Below are 15,912 nucleotides of genomic sequence, written 5' to 3'. Positions count from 1 at the left end.
ATCCGCTCCCCGCCCCGTCTGAGTCACAGAAAGAAGCCGGTGAGGGTGCCCCGTCCCCACGGATCCCTCACCGGCGGTCCTTCATCGGCGGTACGTCAGACGCGTACCAGCTCCCGTTCCCCGTCGGGGTCGGCGTCCCGGCGCTCCTCGGCCGTGCGCAGGCCCTCGCCCTCGACGTCGACGTTGGGCAGGGCGCGGTCCAGCCACTTCGGCAGCCACCAGGCCCTCCTTCCGAGCAGTGCGAGCACCGCCGGGACGATGGCCATGCGGACGATGAACGCGTCGAAGAAGACGGCGACGGCGAGTCCGAAGCCGATCATCTTGACCATCGACTCGCTGGAGCCGATGAAGCCGGAGAAGACGGCGATCATGATGATCGCGGCGGCCGTGACGACCCGTGCGCCGTGCTTGAAGCCGGTCACGACGGCCTGGGCGGGCTTCTCCCCGTGGACGTACGCCTCCCGCATGCGGGTCACGAGGAACACCTCGTAGTCCATGGCGAGACCGAAGACCACACCGACCATGAAGATCGGCATCATCGACATGACCGGGCCGGTCTCCTCGACGTTCATCAGGCCCGACAGCCAGCCCCACTGGAAGACCGCGACCACGGCGCCGAGGGCCGCCATCACGCTGAGCAGGAAGCCGAGGGCCGCCTTCAGCGGGACGAGGATCGAGCGGAAGACCACGATCAGCAGCAGGAAGGCCAGGCCGACCACGAGGGCGAGATACGGCAGCAGGGCGTCGTTCAGCCGCTGCGAGACGTCGATGTTCATCGCCGTGGAGCCGGTGACCAGCACCTTCGCGTCGGTCGCCGAGGTGATGTCCGCGCCCTTGCCGCGGATGGCGTGCACCAGGTCCTCGGTGGTGGTCGAGGACGGCTTGGAGTCCGGGATGACGGTGATCGTCGCGGTGTCGCCCGCCTTGTTGGGCGCCGGCGGGGTGACCGTGACGACGTCCTTCAGACCCTTGATCTCGTCGCCGACCTTGGTGAAGGCCGCCTTCGGGTCGTCACTGCCCTTGGCGTCGACCACGACCATCAGCGGGCCGTTGAAGCCCGGTCCGAAGCCGTCGGACAGGAGGTCGTAGGCGCGGCGCTGGGTGGTGGAGACCGGCTGGGAGCCGTCGTCCGGCAGGCCGAGTTCGAGGGAGGCGGCCGGGACCGCCGCCGCGCCGAGGCCGATCACACCGAGCAGCAGGACGGCGACCGGGCGCCGTACGACGAAGCTCGCCCAGCGGGTGCCCATGTTGGGGCGGTCCGCCTGCTTGGGCCGACGGCCGCCGCCGAGCAGCTTGCTCTTCTCACCGGCCGGCTTGATCCTGCGGCCCGCGTAGCCGAGCAGCGCCGGGATCAGCGTGAGGGCGATGAGGACCGCGATCGCGACCGTGCCGGCGGCCGCGACACCCATCTTGGTCAGCATCGGGATGTTGACCACGGACAGGCCCACCAGGGCGATGACGACGGTCAGGCCGGCGAAGACCACCGCCGAGCCCGCCGTGCCGACGGCCCGTCCGGCCGCCTCCTCGCGCTCGCGGCCCTCGGCCAGTTCGGAGCGGTAGCGGGAAACGATGAAGAGGGCGTAGTCGATGCCGACGGCGAGGCCGATCATCGAGGCCAGGGTGGAGGTGGTCGTGCCCAGGTCCAGGGCGTTCGCCAGCGCGGTGATCGTGGAGACGCCGATGCCGACGCCGATGACCGCGGTCAGCAGCGGGAATCCGGCGGCGAGCAGCGAGCCGAAGGTGATGACGAGGACGACCGCGGCGACCGCGAGGCCGATGACCTCGCTGGAGCCGGTCTCGGGCGCCGTCTGCAGCGCGTCACCGCCGATCTCGACCGTGAGCCCGGCGTGCCGCGCGTCCTGCGCGGCCTCCTTCAGCGCGTCGCGCGAGGAGTCCTCCAGCTCCATGCCGGAGACCTTGTACTTCACCGAGGCGTAGGCGATCGTGCCGTCCTTGCTGACGGCGTGCCCGACGTACGGGTCGGCGACGGAGACGACCTCGGAGCCGCTCTGCAGCTCCTTCACCGTCTTCTTGACGGCCGCCTTGTTGTCGGCGTCCGTCATCTTCTCGCCGTGCGGCGCCTTGAAGACGACCCGGGCGGTCGCGCCGTCGGCGCTCATCCCGGGGAAGCGCTGTTCCAGCAGGTCGAAGGCCTTCTGGGCCTCCGTGCCGGGGATCGAGAAGGAGGAGTTGCCGGCAGCCGGCGCGGAGGCGGCGCCCACCCCGGCGAGGGTGAGCAGCGCGACCCATATGAGGGCGACGAAGTGCCGTCGCCTGAAGGCGAGCCGGCCGATTCTGTAGAGGAACGTGGCCACGAGGGCGTACTCCCGGTCAGGTCGTGGGGTTCATCTGGGCAGGGGCGATCAGCCCGACGACGTGAGCGGTGACGTCAGGTGGTGGGCATGCTGGGGAGAGGGTTCAGCCGACGGGTCCGGCCGAGGGGCTCGGCCGGCGGATTCAGCCGGCGGTGACGCCGAGGGCGGGGAGGACCACGGCGTCGATGTACGAAATGAGGAAGGCCTGGGTCGGCGGCTTCTCGTCGATCATCGTGCGGGCCGCGAACCCGCCGATCATCATGTGCATCACGAACTCGATCGCCGGGTTGTCCGCACGGACCTCGCCCCGGTCGATCGCCCGCTGCAGCACATCGCGGAACTGGGCCATCTCCGGCTCGATCAGATGGTCCCGGAACGCCCTCAGGAGGTCCGGGTTGCCATGGATCGCCATGGCCAGACCCCGCATCAGCGCGGAGTTCTGTTCCATCTCGCAGTCGTCCGAACGCATGGTCAGGGCGTGCAGGTCGCCCTTGAGCGACCCCGTGTCGATCTCCTCGAGACCGAAGCCGCCCGGCTTGTTGTGCCGCACCGCCTTGGCCACCAGCTCGGCCTTGCCGCCCCACTGGCGGTAGAGCGTCGCCTTGCTGGACCGGGTGCGAGCGGCCACGGCGTCCATGGTGAGGGCGTCGTAACCGACTTCGCGGAGCAGTTCGAGCACGGCCTCGTACAACTCGGCCTCGCGTTCGGGCGTGATCCGACTGCGACGCGCTGCGGCGGCCTCAGTCATGCTCCTCACCTTCCCCAACGCGGTTGCCCGCTCCGAACGACACGGTTTCGTACATGACGAATGTACCGCAGCGGCAAGCGAAACGAAACGGTTTCGTACGTGTGCTGGGTCACTCGTGTCGGTTTTCCATAAGTTGCTGGGCCACCGCCCCCGGAAAAGCATGGGGAGGTGAGCTATCTGCGCCTTCCCCACCTCAACGGCGACCTGCTGTGCTTCGTGGCCGAGGACGACCTGTGGCTGGCCCCCCTCGACTCCCCCGGCCGAGCCTGGCGGCTCACCGTCGACCGCACCAAGACCGGCCATCCCCGCTTCTCCCCCGACGGCCGCCAGATCGCCTACACGAGCTGGCGCAGCCTCATGCCCGAGATCCATCTCGTCGCCGCCGAGGGCGGACCCGCGCGGCAGCTGACCTACTGGGGCAGCGTCGACACCCAGGTCTGCGGCTGGACACCGCCCGACGCGGACGGCCACAGCGACATCCTCGCCGTGGCCTCCCACGGCCAGCCCTTCTCGTACTACACCTGGGCCTACAAGGTGCCCACGGACGGCGACCCCGGCCGCAAGCTGCCCTGGGGCCCGACCACCGACATCCAGGTCGCCGACATCGACGACGTGCACATGACCCTGCTGCTCACCGGCACCCCGCCGCACGAACCCGCCTCCTGGAAGCGGTACCGGGGCGGCGCCATGGGCCGGCTGTGGCTGCACGGGCAGCGGCTGCTGGAGGGCATCGGCGGGCATCTGGCCTCCCCCATGTTCGTCGCCGGCCGGATCGCCTTCCTCTCCGACCACGAGGGCGTCGGCAACCTCTACTCCTGTGCCTACGACGGCTCCGACCTGCGCCGCCACACCGACCACGACGCCTTCTACGCCCGCAACGCCGCCAGCGACGGCACCCGGGTGGTCTACCAGTGCGCGGGCGACCTGTGGCTGGTGGACGACCTCGCCGCGAACGCCGTACCGCACAAGCTCGACATCCGGCTGAGCGGCCCGCGCGCGGGACGCCGCAGGTACCAGGTGCCGGCCGCCCAGCACGTGGACGGCATCTCCGTGGACGAGACCGGGCGGGCCAGCGCCGTCGTCGTGCGCGGCAGCCTGCACTGGCTCACGCACCGGGACGGCCCCGCGCGCACGATCACGGACACGCCCGGCGTGCGGGTCCGGCTGCCGGAGATGCTCGGCTCGACCGGGCAGGTGGCGTACGTGACGGACGCCGAGGGCGAGGACGCCGTCGAGATCGCCCACCTCCCCCGCGCCAGCGGCGACCGCGCCCCGCGCCGACTGGCCTCGGGCGAGCTGGGCCGGGTGCTGGAGACGGCCTCCGATCCGCTCGGCGAGCGGCTGGCGATCGCGTCGCACGACGGGCGGTTGCTGCTGATCGACGTGGCGGAGGGGACGGAGGGGGCAGAGGGGCCGGCAGGGGCGGAGGCGACCGACGGGGATGCGGCCGAGGGCTCGGACGGGCACGTCGCCGAGCTGATCCGGTCCGTCAACGGGCCCGTCCGCGACCTCGCCTTCTCCCCGGACGGATCCTGGCTCGCCTGGTCGCAGCCGGGCATCGGCCGCTCGCTGCGGCAGATCAAGCTGGCCCGCATCAAGGACCGGCTGATCGTGGACGTCACCAACGGCCGCTTCGAGGACGAGAACCCCGTCTTCACCCGCGACGGCCGCTACCTCGCCTTCCTCTCCTGGCGCGGCTTCGACCCGGTGTACGACGTCCACACCGGAGACCTGTCCTTCCCGCTGGGCTGCCGCCCGTACCTGGTCCCGCTGTCCTCCGCGACCCCGTCCCCGTTCGCCCTGAACCCCGAGGGCCGGCCGGCGGCCGGCGGGCTCGACCCCGTCGAGGACGAGGAGACCGGCGAGGCCGGCACGGTGACCGTTGAGGTGGAGGGCCTGGAGAACCGGGTGACGCCGTTCCCGGTCATCGCCTCCAAGTACTCGGCGCTGCACCCGGTCGCGGGCGGCGGCCTGGTCTGGCTGCGCTGGCCCATCTCCGGCGCGCTCGGCGAGACCTTCGTCAACCCGGCCGACATCAGCGGACGGCCGACGCTGGAGTACTTCAACATCACCAAGGCGAAGAAGTCCGAACTCGTCGACCACCTGGACTGGTTCGCGGTCAGCGGGGACGGGACCCGGCTCGTGGTGGTCGACGAGGGGGATCTGCGGGCGGTGCCGTCGACCGAGTCCGGCGACAGCGACACGACCGTGTGGATCGACCTGCGCCGCATCCTGCACGAGGTCGACCCGGCCGCCGAATGGCGCCAGTCCTACGAGGAGGCCGGCCGTCTCATCCGCTCCTACTTCTGGGACCCGGGCATGAGCGGCATCGACTGGGACACCGTGCTCGCCCAGTACCGGCCGCTCGTCGAACGGGTCGCCTCGCCCGACGAGTTCGCCGACCTGCTGCGCGAGGTCCTGGGCGAGCTGGGCACGTCGCACGCCTACGTCACCGCCGCCCGGCGCAACGAGGGCCCGCCCCACTACCAGCGCTGGCAGGGCCTGCTCGGCGCCAACTTCGTACGCCGGGACGGCGGCTGGACGGTCAAGCGCATCCTGCCCGGCGAATCGTCCGACTCCAAGGCCCGCTCGCCACTGGCCGGGACCGGCATCCAGGAGGGCGCCGTCCTGACCCATGTGGACGGCCGCCCGGTCGATCCGGTGGCGGGACCGTATCCGCTGCTCGCGGGCTCGGGCGGCACGACCGTGGAGCTGACCTTCGCACCGGCGGAGGGCGAGACCGGCGTGCCCCGGCGGGTCGCCGTCGTCCCGCTCGTCGACGAACGGCCGCTGCGCTACCAGGACTGGGTCACCAAGCGCCGGGAGGTCGTCCGGGAGCTGAGCGGCGGCAAGTGCGGCTACCTGCACATCCCGGACATGGGCGGCTCCGGCTGGGCCCAGTTCAACCGGGACCTGCGCATGGAGGTGTCCCGGCCCGCGCTGATCGTGGACGTGCGCGGCAACGCCGGCGGGCACATCAGCGAACTCGTCATCGAGAAGCTCACCCGGACGATCCTGGGCTGGGACCTGACCCGGAACGCGCAACCGGTGTCGTACACCTCGAACGCGCCCCGGGGCCCGGTGGTGGCCCTGGCGGACGAGGCGACCTCCTCCGACGGCGACATGATCACCGCCGCCTTCAGACTCCTGCACCTCGGCCCGGTCGTGGGGCAGCGCACCTGGGGCGGAGTCGTCGGCATGACCGGCCGGCACCGCCTCGGCGACGGCACGGTGATCACGGTCCCGATGAACGCCGCCTGGTTCGACGCCTACGGCTGGTCCGTGGAGAACCACGGCGTAGCCCCCGACCTGGAGATCCTGCGCACCCCGCTCGACTGGGCCGAGGGCCGGCACGCCCAGCTCGACGACGCCGTGCAGCTCGCCGTGGAACTGCTGGACACCAACCCCGCGGCGGTTCCCCCGGACTACACCGACGTACCGGACCGGTCGAGGCCCAAGCTGCCGCCCCGGACGACGCCCTAGCGAACTGGCGAACGACGAAGCGGGGTGCCCGGCGATCACCGGGCACCCCGCCTCAGGGGTGAAGTCGAGGGTGGCGACTAGGCGTCGTAGTCCTGGTCGAGCCGGTCCCTCATCTCCTTGTCAGTGTCCGGGATGTGGCGCTCGGACTGCTGGCCACGCTGCGGCTGGCCCTGCTGGCCACGCTGCGGCTGGCCCTGCTGACCACGCTGCGGCTGGCCCTGCTGACCACGCTGCGGCTGGCCCTGCTGACCAGCCTTCTCCTTGGCCTGACCGAGCTTGTTGGACTTGTCCTTCATACCCATGTGGGTTCACTCCCGTGGTGGGTGTGGGTGGGGGGGGTCGGCCCCTCGGAGGGGGCCTCGACCAGATTCACACGGGTGGACACGGAACGCACTTCGATCAGTTACGGTGCGTAGTCCTCGCTGCTTCGTCGGCCGCGCCGCCCGCGCCGACGAGCCCGGAACGCATCCCCTGCAGACGGGGCCCGAACCGCCGCATCTCGCGCTGGCCGACGGTGCCGATGAGCGCCGGCAGATATCCGCGCACGCCCTGCATGCCGCGCAGCCACCTCTGCCCGTACACATGCGCCGAGCGCCGCTCGATACCGGCGACGATCCGGTCCACCGCCGGGCCCAGCGGGTAGGTCTTGTTCGACGGCCACGGCAGCCGCTGCCTCAGCTCCCGCATGACGTCGTCCTGGTCGGCCCCGCGCACCATGTCGGTGTCGGTCCAGGACAGGTACCCGACGCCGACGCGCACGCCCTGGTGGCCGACCTCGGCGCGCAGACTGTGCGCGTACGCCTCCACGCCCGACTTGGAGGCGCAGTACGCCGTCATCATCGGCGCCGGGGTCATCGCGGCGAGCGAGGCGATCTGCAGCAGGTAGCCGCGGCTCTCGGTGAGCACCGGCAGGAAGGCCCGGGCCGTCACCGCCGAACCGATCAGGTTCACCTCGATCACGCGCCGCCAGGCCTGCGGATCGGAGTCGGCGAAGGGCCCGCCGGTCGCCACACCGGCGTTGGCCACGACGATGTCGACCTTGCCGAACCGCTCCTTGACCTCCTGCGCCACCCGGCTCATCGTCTCGTGGTCGGTGACGTCGGCGTACCAGTGCGCACTGTCGCTGTGCAGCCGCTCGGAGACCTCCTTGAGCGCCTCCTCCTCCAGGCCGACGAGCGCCACCTTGGCGCCGCGCGCGGACAGCTTGCGCGCGAGCAACTCGCCGACGCCGCGCGCCGCTCCCGTGACGACGGCGACCTGCCCTTCGAGGCTGACCCTGCTCATGCGCCCTCCTTGATCTGCTGCGCGGGGGTGGGGTGGGACTCGGGGGCGTTCCCCGTGACGTACGTGGTCACGAGTTCCCGGATCTTGCCGGTCATCAACTCCGGGGCCTCGATCGGAGTCATGTGGCCGACGCCGGGGAGCTCGGTGAGGCCGATGCACCGGGGCAGCGCGGCCACCAGCGCGCGGGCGTGCACGGGGGGCGTCAGCCGGTCGGACGCGCCGTGCACCACCTCGGTGGGGACGTGCAACTCCCGTACGCCGTGGTCGAGGTCGAGCCCCGCGAGCACGGCGGCCCAGGCGTGGCGCACGGCACGCGGGCAGGCGTGCACGATCCGCGCGCACGCCTCCACCATGTGCGGGGCCGAACCGGCGCCCATGGTGGCGTACTTGAGGATGCGCTTCGCGACGGGTGTGACCGGGCCGAGAGGGGCGCGCGAACCGAGGATGTGCCCGGTGATCCAGGTGCGCACGCGCCCGGCACGCAGCGGCACCACCCGCGACTCCGCGACCAGCCGCGAGCTGCCGGTGCTGCACAGCAGGACGGCGGCGGCGTGTTCGCGGAAGCGGGGGCGAGCGGAGGCCGCCATGACCGTCATCCCGCCCATGGAGTGGCCGACGACCACGGCCTTCTCCCCGGGCTCCAGCGTCTGCGCGAGCACCGCTTCGAGGTCGTCCGCCAGCACGTCGGTGGTGCACGCGGGGCTCGCGGGACTGCGCCCGTGCCCCCGCTGGTCGTACGTGATCACCCGGTGGTCGGCCGCCAACTCCCGTATCTGGGCCGCCCAGAACGCGGTGGAGCAGGTCCAGCCGTGGGAGAGGACGACGGGGGGCGCGCTCTCGGGCCCGTGGACCTCGACGTACAGGTGTGCGCCGTCGGCGGAGACCGCGGTGAGGGTGCGGGCGGGGACGGGCGGGGCGTAGGGGCCGGAGGCCACGGAGGTGAGACGGCTCATGCGGCGGCCTCGCTCTTCTTCCCGGCCTTCTCGGAGGCCTTCTTCTCGGCGGACGCCGTCTTCGGCCGTTCCGCGGCCGTCGGTTTCTTCTCTGCCTTCGGCTTCTCCTCGGCCTTGCGGATCACCTCGTACTCCGCCAGGTCCACCCGCCGGGTCGCGCGCCGGAACTCGCTCGTCGTACCGGGCCAGATGGTGGTGTTGCGGCCGCTCGCGTCGAGGTACCAGCTGGTGCAGCCGCCGGTGTTCCACACCGTCCGCTTCATCCGCTCCTGGACCTTGTCGTTCCAGTCGTCGACGGCCGCGGGCCGGGCGTCGAGGGCGGCGCGGCTTCCCCCAGTGCCTTGAGGGCCTGGGGGGACCCCCAGGACGTCGAGCTGGCGCAGGTAGTCGGCCATGTAGTTCAGCTGGGACTCGATCATGAGGATCATGGAGGAGTTCCCGAGGCCGGTGTTGGGCCCGATGATCGTCATCCAGTTCGGGAAGCCGGCGGCCGAGGCGCCGCGCAGCGCCTGCATGCCGCCCTTCCAGGACTCCGCGAGCGTGCCGCCCGCCGCGCCGACCACGCGCTCGGCGATGGGCATGTCCGTGACGTGGAAGCCCGTACCGAAGATGATCACGTCGACCTCGGCCTCGGTGCCGTCGGCCGCGATCACGGTCGACCCGCGGATCTCGGTGAGCCCGCTCGCGACGACATCCACATTCGGCCGGGCGAGCGCCGGGTAGTACTCGCTGGACAGCAGGATCCGCTTGCAGCCGATGCGGTAGTCCGGGGTGAGCTTGGCGCGCAGGGCCGGGTCCTTGATGGCACGGGCCATGTTGCGCTTGGCCAGCTGCTCGACCAGGCCGAGTTCGTCGGGATGCTTGGTGAACGCCTGCACCTGCAGCTCCCGCAGCCCCCACAGCAGCCCGCGCCGCAGCTGGGTGGTGAAGGGCAGTGCCCGGTGCAGCCGCCGCTCCGCGCCGCTGATGGCACGGTCCATGCGGGGCATCACCCAGGGCGGGGTGCGCTGGAAGAGGGTGAGCCGGCCGACCTGGCGCTGGATGGCGGGGACGATCTGGATGGCGGAGGCGCCGGTGCCGACCATGGCGACGCGCTTGCCGCGCAGGTCGTGGTCGTGGTCCCAGCGGGCCGAGTGGAACACCTTGCCCGGGAAGGTGTCGAGCCCCGGGATCTGCGGGACCTTCGGGTCGGACAGCGGCCCGGTGGCGGACACCACGACGTCCGCGGTCAGCGTCCCCCGGGCCGTCTCGATCTCCCAGCACAGCCGCTCGCCGTCCCAGGTCATCCGCTTCACCTCGGAATCGAAACGGATGTGCGGGCGCAGCCCGAAGACGTCGGTGACGTGCTCCAGGTAGGCGCGGATGTGCTGCTGCCCGGAGAAGGTGCGCGGCCAGTCCGGGTTGGGCGCGAAGGAGAAGGAGTACAGGTGGGAGGGGACGTCGCAGGCGCACCCGGGGTAGCTGTTGTCCCGCCAGGTGCCGCCGACGCTGTCGGCCCGCTCCAGGACGACGAAGTCGGTGATCCCCTCGCGGCGCAGCCGCACCGCGGCTCCCAGTCCGCCGAACCCGGACCCGATCACCGCCACTCGTACATGCTCGTGCTCGGCCATCCCGAAGCCTCCACGCATCGCCTTGGACTCTGCCAGTGAACACTGGCGCAATGGGACTGTAGAGCAGCTCCGTACCGAGCGGTAGGGGGCGGGGAAAGGAAAGTTACCGGCGGTACAACATAGGCTTCGGACGTGGCAGACGACGGCGAGCACAAGGACGAGCAGGACAGCGGCAGGGCCGGCGCACCGCGCGAGTACCGCATGGAGGAGCTGGCCCGCCTGGCCGGCATCACCGTGCGCACGCTGCGCTTCTACCGCGAGCGCAAGCTGCTTTCGCCACCCCGCCGCGAGGGCCGTATCGCCTGGTACGACGACCACCACCTGGCCCGCCTGCGCACGATCTCGGCACTACTGGAGCGCGGCCACACCCTCAATGGCATCGCGGAACTCGCGGAGGCCCTCGACCAGGGCCGGGATGTCGCCGACCTGCTCGGCGTCGGCACCCCCACCGAGGAGGAGCCGGTCCACCTCACCCCCGAGGAACTCGCCGCCCGCTTCGAGGGCGAGGTCACCCCCGAGAACCTCGCCGCCGCCATGGAGCTGGGCTACCTCGGCACCGACGGCGACGAGATCGTCCACATCAGCCGCCGCCTGCTGGACGTCTCCTCCGCCCTGGTCCGCGAGGGCATACCCCTCGCCGAGGTCCTGGCGGCCGGCAAACGCGTCCGCGAACACGCCGACGCCCTCGCCGAACTCTTCCGCGACCTGATCCTGCGCCACGCCCCCGAGGAGGACCTGCACCGCCTGCGCCCGCTCGCCCGGAGCGTCGTGGAGGCGGAACTGTCCCTGGCACTGGACCGGCGGCTCAACAAGCGGGACTGAGCGGCGCTCCTACAGGTCGTACACGACGGTCACCGGCGCATGGTCGGACCACCGCTCGGCGTGCGTGGCCGCGCGCTCCACGAGCCCCTTCACCGCCTTCGCCGCGAGCCCCGGGGTGGCCACGTGATAGTCGATGCGCCATCCCGAGTCGTTGTCGAACGCCCGCCCACGGTACGACCACCAGGTGTACGGCCCCTCGACGTCCGGGTGCAGGGTCCGTACGACGTCGACGTAGCCGCCGTCCTCCGCGGCGAGCACCCGGCCGAGCCACTCCCGCTCCTCCGGCAGGAAGCCCGAGTTCTTGGTGTTGCCACGCCAGTTCTTGAGGTCGGCCTGCTGGTGGGCGATGTTCCAGTCGCCGCAGACGACCACCTGGCGCCCGTCGGCGGCGGCCCGCTCGCGCAGCTCCTTGAGGTGGACGAGGAACTCGCCCATGAAGCGGACCTTCTCGTCCTGGCGCTCGGTGCCGACCTCACCGGAGGGCAGGTAGAGCGAGGCGACGGTCACACCGGGCAAATCGGCCTCGACGTAGCGCCCGCTGCCGTCGAACTCGGCCGACCCGAAGCCGACCCGGACACGGTCGGGCTCGCGCCGCGTGTACAGGGAGACGCCCGCGCGCCCCTTGGCGGCCGCCGGGGCGTGCACGACGTGCCAGCCGTCGGGCTGCCTGACCTCCTCCGGCAGCTGGTGCGGCTCGGCGCGCACCTCCTGCAGGCAGACGACGTCCGCGGAGGTCTGGGCGAGCCACTCCACGAAGCCCTTCTTGGCGGCGGCCCGCAGTCCGTTCACGTTCACCGAGGTCACAGTCAGCACCAGGGCACGATACCGGCACACTGGTCGTGGTCCGTCTTTCCCACCCTCTGCATAGAAGTACGATACTTAGCATGAATATACGTCGTGTTCGCTTCGATCACCCCGACGCCGTCAAGCTCAACGACGAGGTCCAGGCCGAGTACCACCTGCGCTACGGCGACGGCGGCGACGCCACGGCCCTCGACGCCGCCGACTTCGCCCCGCCGCAGGGCGCGTACCTGATCGCCTACGACGAGCACGACCGCCCGGTGGCCACCGGCGGCTGGCGCAGCCAGGACCTCAACGAGGAGGGCAACGAGGACGGCGACGCCGAACTCAAGCGCATGTTCGTCGTCGACGCGATGCGCGGCCGGGGCCTCGCCCGCCGCATCCTCGCCGCCCTGGAGGAGGACGCCCGCGCGGCCGGCCGCGTCCGTATGGTCCTGGAGACCGGCACCAAGCAGCCGGAGGCCATCGCCCTGTACGCCTCGAGCGGTTACGAGCCCTGCGCCAAGTTCGGCTACTACCGCCACCACGAGGAGAGCCTCTGCTACGCGAAGCAGCTGTAGAACACGATGAAGCCCCGGTCGGCTACTGCCGACCGGGGCTTCATGATGCGTGGACCTGAGGGGATTTGAACCCCTGGCCCCCTCGATGCGAACGAGGTGCGCTACCGGACTGCGCCACAGGCCCTTGCAACGAGTGAAACTCTAGCATCCCCATCGGGGTGCTTGGAAATCCGTTCCCTGACTGGTCAGAGGCGGGCTTCCGGCCGCGTGACAGCGGTCACTCGTTGGCCGCCCGCGGCCGGTCCCCGTCCTCGTACTGGTCGAAGAGGGGGGTGCGTCCGCGCTCGCGCGAGCGGCGGGCGGAGGCCGCGCGGCGGGCGTCGCTCCGGCCGTCCGCCGACTTGTCCTCGGACTCGAGCGCCGCCTCGGCCTCCGGCGCACGGCTCGCCTCCTGCTCCGGCACGACGGAGCTGGAACGCGCCGAACTCCAGGTGTCGGGCGCCCCCAGATCCACGTCGGAGGTGGCCCGCGGCGCGACCGGCGCGGTCACGTATGTCGGCAGGGGCACCGGCACCGGGTCCCAGCTGTCCCCGTGCCCGGGCCGCCGCTGACGCTCACGCTGCTGCTGGTCGACCCACTCGGCGTGGTCGGTCTGCTCCACGAGGGCGCGGCGGTCCGCCGCGAGCGCGGAGAGGCCGGTGTCGGTCTCGGTCTCTGGTCCCTCGTCCGGTTCGTCGGCGGCGGGGCCCGCGTCGAGGGTCGCGCGCCGGCGCGGCTGCCGTTCGCGCAGACGCTGGGCCGCGACCTCGGCGCGCCTGCGGTCCATCTGGTAGGCGAACCGGCGGCGCTCCTGGGCGCGCAGGTAGCCGATGTACGCGCTGAGCATGACCGCGGGTACGCCGGGCGCCCACAGGAAGGGGATGCCTCCGACGGCGGCGACGATCGCGCCGAGGGTGAAGGCGACGAAGAGCATCACGGTGGTACGCCGACGGCGTGCGAGCGCCTTCGAGCGCCGGGCACGTGCCGCGGACGCCTGCGACGCGGGCGCGCGCCGCGCGGCAGGCACTCGCTTCGGCGCGGCGGCGGAAGCGGAGGCACCGGGCGTGTGATGCGCGGACGCGGAGGAAGACTTGGGCGCCGGGATGACGGGCCGGTCGGGTACCGGTTCCGCCCGCCCGGGCGTCTCCGCCCCGGCCTCCGCACGCACCTGACGGCGGGTCGGAGGCATGGCGAAGGCCCGGACGTCCACCGAGTCGGTGGCGGCGTCCGGATCACTGGCGTCCGGCTCCCCCTCCTGGGCGGAGCGCGCCCGCAGGTCCCTGGCGTACCGGCGCTCCATCCCCGCCCGTCCGGACAGCAGCCGGATGGCGGTGCTGAAGCGTTCCGTCGGACGAGCCTCGTTCAGCTCGTCCTGCCTACGGAGCCACATGGGCACCAAGTAGGCGGCCCAGGCCCCGACAATGACTGCGTAGATGAGGCCGCTGCTGCTCACGCCTCACACGGTAGAGGGGTTTGCGTGAGGCCATCCGCCAATTGAGCCGGTGTGTCGCACGATCTGGCTGATATTTCCAGCTTTTTTTGCGACCGATGCGATCAGCGGACCGTCCGAGCCGCCAATTCAATGCACTGAGACGGTCATCAGTCGATCAATTTCGAACACGTATTCAATTTCTGGCCTAGACGGGATTCCCCGGGGTGTTCTCCTGCGTGTGCCGCGTCTGCTGGGAGCGTGCCCGCTGCCAGCGCCCGAGCAACCCCTCCGGCACCTCTTCCGCCGTGAGCGCGAAGACGAGGTGGTCGCGCCAGGCCCCGTCGATGTGCAGATAACGCGGCCGCAGCCCCTCCTCGCGGAATCCGAGTTTCTCCACGACCCGGCGGCTGGGCCGGTTCTCGGGGCGAATGCAGACCTCGATGCGGTGCAGCCCGACGGTGCGGAAACAGTGGTCCACCACGAGCGCGACGGCCGTCGGCATCACCCCTCGCCCGGCCACCGACTCGTCCACCCAGTAGCCGACATGGCCCGAGCACATCGACCCCCAGGTGATCCCGGCGACCGTCAACTGCCCGACGAGCTGCCCCTGGTACTCGATGACGAACGGCAGCATCCGGCCCGCATGGGCCTCGGACCGCAGATGCCGGACCATCTGGCGGTAGGTCGGCCGGTGCGTGATCGGCCCGCTCGGCGTGGGCGGCGGGATGGTCGCCTCCCAGGGGCGCAGCCAGTCCCTGTTGCGCCGGTTCACCTCACGCCAGGCCCGCTGGTCGCGCAGCTTTATCGGCCGGAGGACGACATCTCCGTCCGCCAGCACGACCGGCCAGGAAGGGCTGTTCAGCTCGCACCCCCACTACTGGGTCTCGGATGGTCGCCGCCGCGGATCTGGTCGACGGCGTGGACCAGCAGCGGCTCCAGGACGGCGAGACCGTCCCGCACCCCGCCGGTGGAGCCCGGCAGGTTGACGATCAGGGTCCGCCCGGCCACCCCGGCCAGACCCCGGGACAGCGCCGCGGTCGGCACCTTCTCCCGTCCGAACGCCCGGATGGCCTCCGCGATGCCCGGCACCTCGTAGTCGATCACCGAGCGGGTCGCCTCGGGCGTGCGGTCGGTGGGCGAGACGCCGGTGCCGCCGGTGGTGACGACGACGTCATAGCCGGCGTCGGCACCGGTGCGCAGCGCCTCGCGCACCGGGTCCCCGTCCGGGACGACCCGGGGGCCGTCGACCTCGAAGCCGAAGCCCCGCAGGCCGTCGGCGACCAGGGGGCCGCCCCTGTCCTCGTAGACCCCGGCGGCAGCCCGGTTGGAGGCGGTGACCACCAGTGCGCGGTACGTCATGACCGGCTCCAGTCGCCCGACTTGCCGCCTGTCTTCTCCTCCACCCGCACGTCCGTGATGACCGCTCCCTTGTCGACCGCCTTGACCATGTCGATCACGGTGAGCGCGGCGACCGTCACCGCGGTGAGGGCCTCCATCTCGACGCCCGTGCGGTCCGTCGTCTTCACGGTGGCCCGGATCTCCACGGCGTCGTCCGCGACCGACAGGTCCAGTTTCACACCGGACACCGACAAGGGGTGGCACAGCGGGATCAGGTCCGGGGTGCGCTTGGCGCCCATGATGCCCGCGATGCGCGCGGTAGCAAGGGCGTCCCCCTTGGGCACCCCCTCACCGCGCAGCAGCTCGACCACCCGCGGTGACACCAGGACCCGGCCGCTCGCGCGGGCGGTGCGCGCGGTCACGTCCTTCCCGGACACGTCGACCATGCGGGCCGCGCCCGCGTCGTCGATGTGCGTCAGGCGGTCCTGCTCAGGGCGTCCGGGGGTCTCCCCCCGGGAAGGCACAGTCATGGTGTGTGGCGCTCCCGGTCCGGGCCCGTCGCAGTGCGGTGCACGGGCCTGTTGTGC

The 15,912-nt window shown here is 71.5% G+C and carries 14 protein-coding genes and 1 tRNA gene; 3 read left to right on the top strand and 12 right to left on the bottom strand.

What is annotated here, in order from left to right; all coding sequences use genetic code 11:
- Nucleotides 1-95 precede the first annotated feature (95 nt).
- Together AC07DS_RS12485 and AC07DS_RS12480 are read right to left on the bottom strand one after the other, a co-directional pair.
- Nucleotides 96-2,315 carry an MMPL family transporter gene (locus AC07DS_RS12485; RefSeq protein WP_479144526.1) on the bottom strand — a complete coding sequence of 740 codons (2,220 nt, stop codon included), beginning with the start codon at nucleotides 2,313-2,315 and terminating at the stop codon, nucleotides 96-98.
- A gap of 142 nt (nucleotides 2,316-2,457) precedes the next feature.
- Nucleotides 2,458-3,063, bottom strand: coding sequence for a TetR/AcrR family transcriptional regulator (locus tag AC07DS_RS12480; protein ID WP_479144524.1), 606 nt, complete (start codon nucleotides 3,061-3,063; stop codon nucleotides 2,458-2,460).
- A 168-nt stretch (nucleotides 3,064-3,231) separates the two neighbouring features.
- Between AC07DS_RS12480 and AC07DS_RS12475 the strand changes: the two genes are divergently transcribed.
- Complete coding sequence (locus AC07DS_RS12475) at nucleotides 3,232-6,546, top strand: S41 family peptidase (protein ID WP_479144522.1); 3,315 nt, start codon at nucleotides 3,232-3,234, stop codon at nucleotides 6,544-6,546.
- Nucleotides 6,547-6,623: 77 nt separating this feature from the next.
- Here the strand turns inward: AC07DS_RS12475 and AC07DS_RS12470 are convergent, their stop codons facing one another.
- From AC07DS_RS12470 to AC07DS_RS12455, 4 genes are all read right to left on the bottom strand, one after another.
- Nucleotides 6,624-6,842: a hypothetical protein gene (locus AC07DS_RS12470; protein ID WP_479144521.1), complete on the bottom strand. Its 219-nt coding sequence runs from the start codon at nucleotides 6,840-6,842 to the stop codon at nucleotides 6,624-6,626.
- Between the two features lie 103 nt (nucleotides 6,843-6,945).
- Nucleotides 6,946-7,830, bottom strand: a complete 885-nt coding sequence (locus AC07DS_RS12465) for an SDR family oxidoreductase (RefSeq protein ID WP_479144520.1) — start codon at nucleotides 7,828-7,830, stop codon at nucleotides 6,946-6,948.
- A complete protein-coding gene (locus tag AC07DS_RS12460) occupies nucleotides 7,827-8,783 on the bottom strand; it encodes an alpha/beta fold hydrolase (RefSeq protein ID WP_479144518.1) in 957 nt (318 codons plus the stop codon). The genes AC07DS_RS12465 and AC07DS_RS12460 overlap by 4 nt, the downstream gene beginning before the upstream one ends.
- Complete coding sequence (locus AC07DS_RS12455; RefSeq protein ID WP_479144516.1) at nucleotides 8,780-10,393, bottom strand: flavin-containing monooxygenase; 1,614 nt, start codon at nucleotides 10,391-10,393, stop codon at nucleotides 8,780-8,782. The genes AC07DS_RS12460 and AC07DS_RS12455 overlap by 4 nt, the downstream gene beginning before the upstream one ends.
- 201 nt (nucleotides 10,394-10,594) lie before the next feature.
- On the opposite strand from AC07DS_RS12455, the gene AC07DS_RS12450 reads away from it, so the two are divergent.
- A complete protein-coding gene (locus AC07DS_RS12450; RefSeq protein ID WP_479144751.1) occupies nucleotides 10,595-11,215 on the top strand; it encodes a MerR family transcriptional regulator in 621 nt (206 codons plus the stop codon).
- A gap of 9 nt (nucleotides 11,216-11,224) precedes the next feature.
- Here the strand turns inward: AC07DS_RS12450 and AC07DS_RS12445 are convergent, their stop codons facing one another.
- Nucleotides 11,225-12,028 (bottom strand): exodeoxyribonuclease III, encoded by an 804-nt coding sequence (locus AC07DS_RS12445; protein ID WP_479144514.1) that lies wholly within the window; start codon nucleotides 12,026-12,028, stop codon nucleotides 11,225-11,227.
- A 71-nt stretch (nucleotides 12,029-12,099) separates the two neighbouring features.
- Here AC07DS_RS12445 and AC07DS_RS12440 point away from each other — a divergent pair, with 71 nt between their 5' ends.
- Nucleotides 12,100-12,576: a GNAT family N-acetyltransferase gene (locus AC07DS_RS12440; protein ID WP_479144512.1), complete on the top strand. Its 477-nt coding sequence runs from the start codon at nucleotides 12,100-12,102 to the stop codon at nucleotides 12,574-12,576.
- Between the two features lie 50 nt (nucleotides 12,577-12,626).
- On the opposite strand, the gene AC07DS_RS12435 is transcribed toward AC07DS_RS12440, so the two are convergent.
- The 5 genes from AC07DS_RS12435 to moaC all read right to left on the bottom strand — a co-directional run bounded on the left by AC07DS_RS12435 (nucleotide 12,627) and on the right by moaC (nucleotide 15,855).
- A tRNA-Ala gene (locus tag AC07DS_RS12435) sits at nucleotides 12,627-12,700 on the bottom strand.
- Nucleotides 12,701-12,793: 93 nt separating this feature from the next.
- Entirely contained in the window at nucleotides 12,794-14,008 is a 1,215-nt protein-coding gene (gene sepX / locus AC07DS_RS12430; RefSeq protein WP_479144510.1) for a divisome protein SepX/GlpR, read from the bottom strand.
- Nucleotides 14,009-14,192: 184 nt separating this feature from the next.
- A complete protein-coding gene (locus tag AC07DS_RS12425) occupies nucleotides 14,193-14,825 on the bottom strand; it encodes a GNAT family N-acetyltransferase (protein WP_479144508.1) in 633 nt (210 codons plus the stop codon).
- Between the two features lie 20 nt (nucleotides 14,826-14,845).
- A complete protein-coding gene (locus AC07DS_RS12420; RefSeq protein WP_479144506.1) occupies nucleotides 14,846-15,346 on the bottom strand; it encodes a MogA/MoaB family molybdenum cofactor biosynthesis protein in 501 nt (166 codons plus the stop codon).
- Nucleotides 15,343-15,855, bottom strand: a complete 513-nt coding sequence (moaC, locus tag AC07DS_RS12415; RefSeq protein ID WP_145876448.1) for a cyclic pyranopterin monophosphate synthase MoaC — start codon at nucleotides 15,853-15,855, stop codon at nucleotides 15,343-15,345. The genes AC07DS_RS12420 and moaC overlap by 4 nt, the downstream gene beginning before the upstream one ends.
- Between the last annotated feature and the right edge of the window lie 57 nt (nucleotides 15,856-15,912).

It is taken from the genome of Streptomyces sp. NPDC044064, from assembly GCF_056434245.1.
Note: the sequence above shows the minus strand (reverse complement) of the source record. Positions and strands in the feature narration are given on the sequence as shown.

Bases quoted from the DNA above. Each gene is read 5' to 3' on its own strand.
- AC07DS_RS12480 (WP_479144524.1), bottom strand. From the start codon at position 3,063: ATGACTGAGGCCGCCGCAGCGCGTCGCAGTCGGATCACGCCCGAACGC.
- AC07DS_RS12470 (WP_479144521.1), bottom strand. From the start codon at position 6,842: ATGAAGGACAAGTCCAACAAGCTCGGTCAGGCCAAGGAGAAGGCTGGT.
- AC07DS_RS12465 (WP_479144520.1), bottom strand. From the start codon at position 7,830: ATGAGCAGGGTCAGCCTCGAAGGGCAGGTCGCCGTCGTCACGGGAGCG.
- AC07DS_RS12460 (WP_479144518.1), bottom strand. From the start codon at position 8,783: ATGAGCCGTCTCACCTCCGTGGCCTCCGGCCCCTACGCCCCGCCCGTC.
- AC07DS_RS12455 (WP_479144516.1), bottom strand. From the start codon at position 10,393: ATGGCCGAGCACGAGCATGTACGAGTGGCGGTGATCGGGTCCGGGTTC.
- AC07DS_RS12450 (WP_479144751.1), top strand. From the start codon at position 10,595: ATGGAGGAGCTGGCCCGCCTGGCCGGCATCACCGTGCGCACGCTGCGC.
- AC07DS_RS12440 (WP_479144512.1), top strand. From the start codon at position 12,100: ATGAATATACGTCGTGTTCGCTTCGATCACCCCGACGCCGTCAAGCTC.
- AC07DS_RS12420 (WP_479144506.1), bottom strand. From the start codon at position 15,346: ATGACGTACCGCGCACTGGTGGTCACCGCCTCCAACCGGGCTGCCGCC.
- moaC (WP_145876448.1), bottom strand. From the start codon at position 15,855: ATGACTGTGCCTTCCCGGGGGGAGACCCCCGGACGCCCTGAGCAGGAC.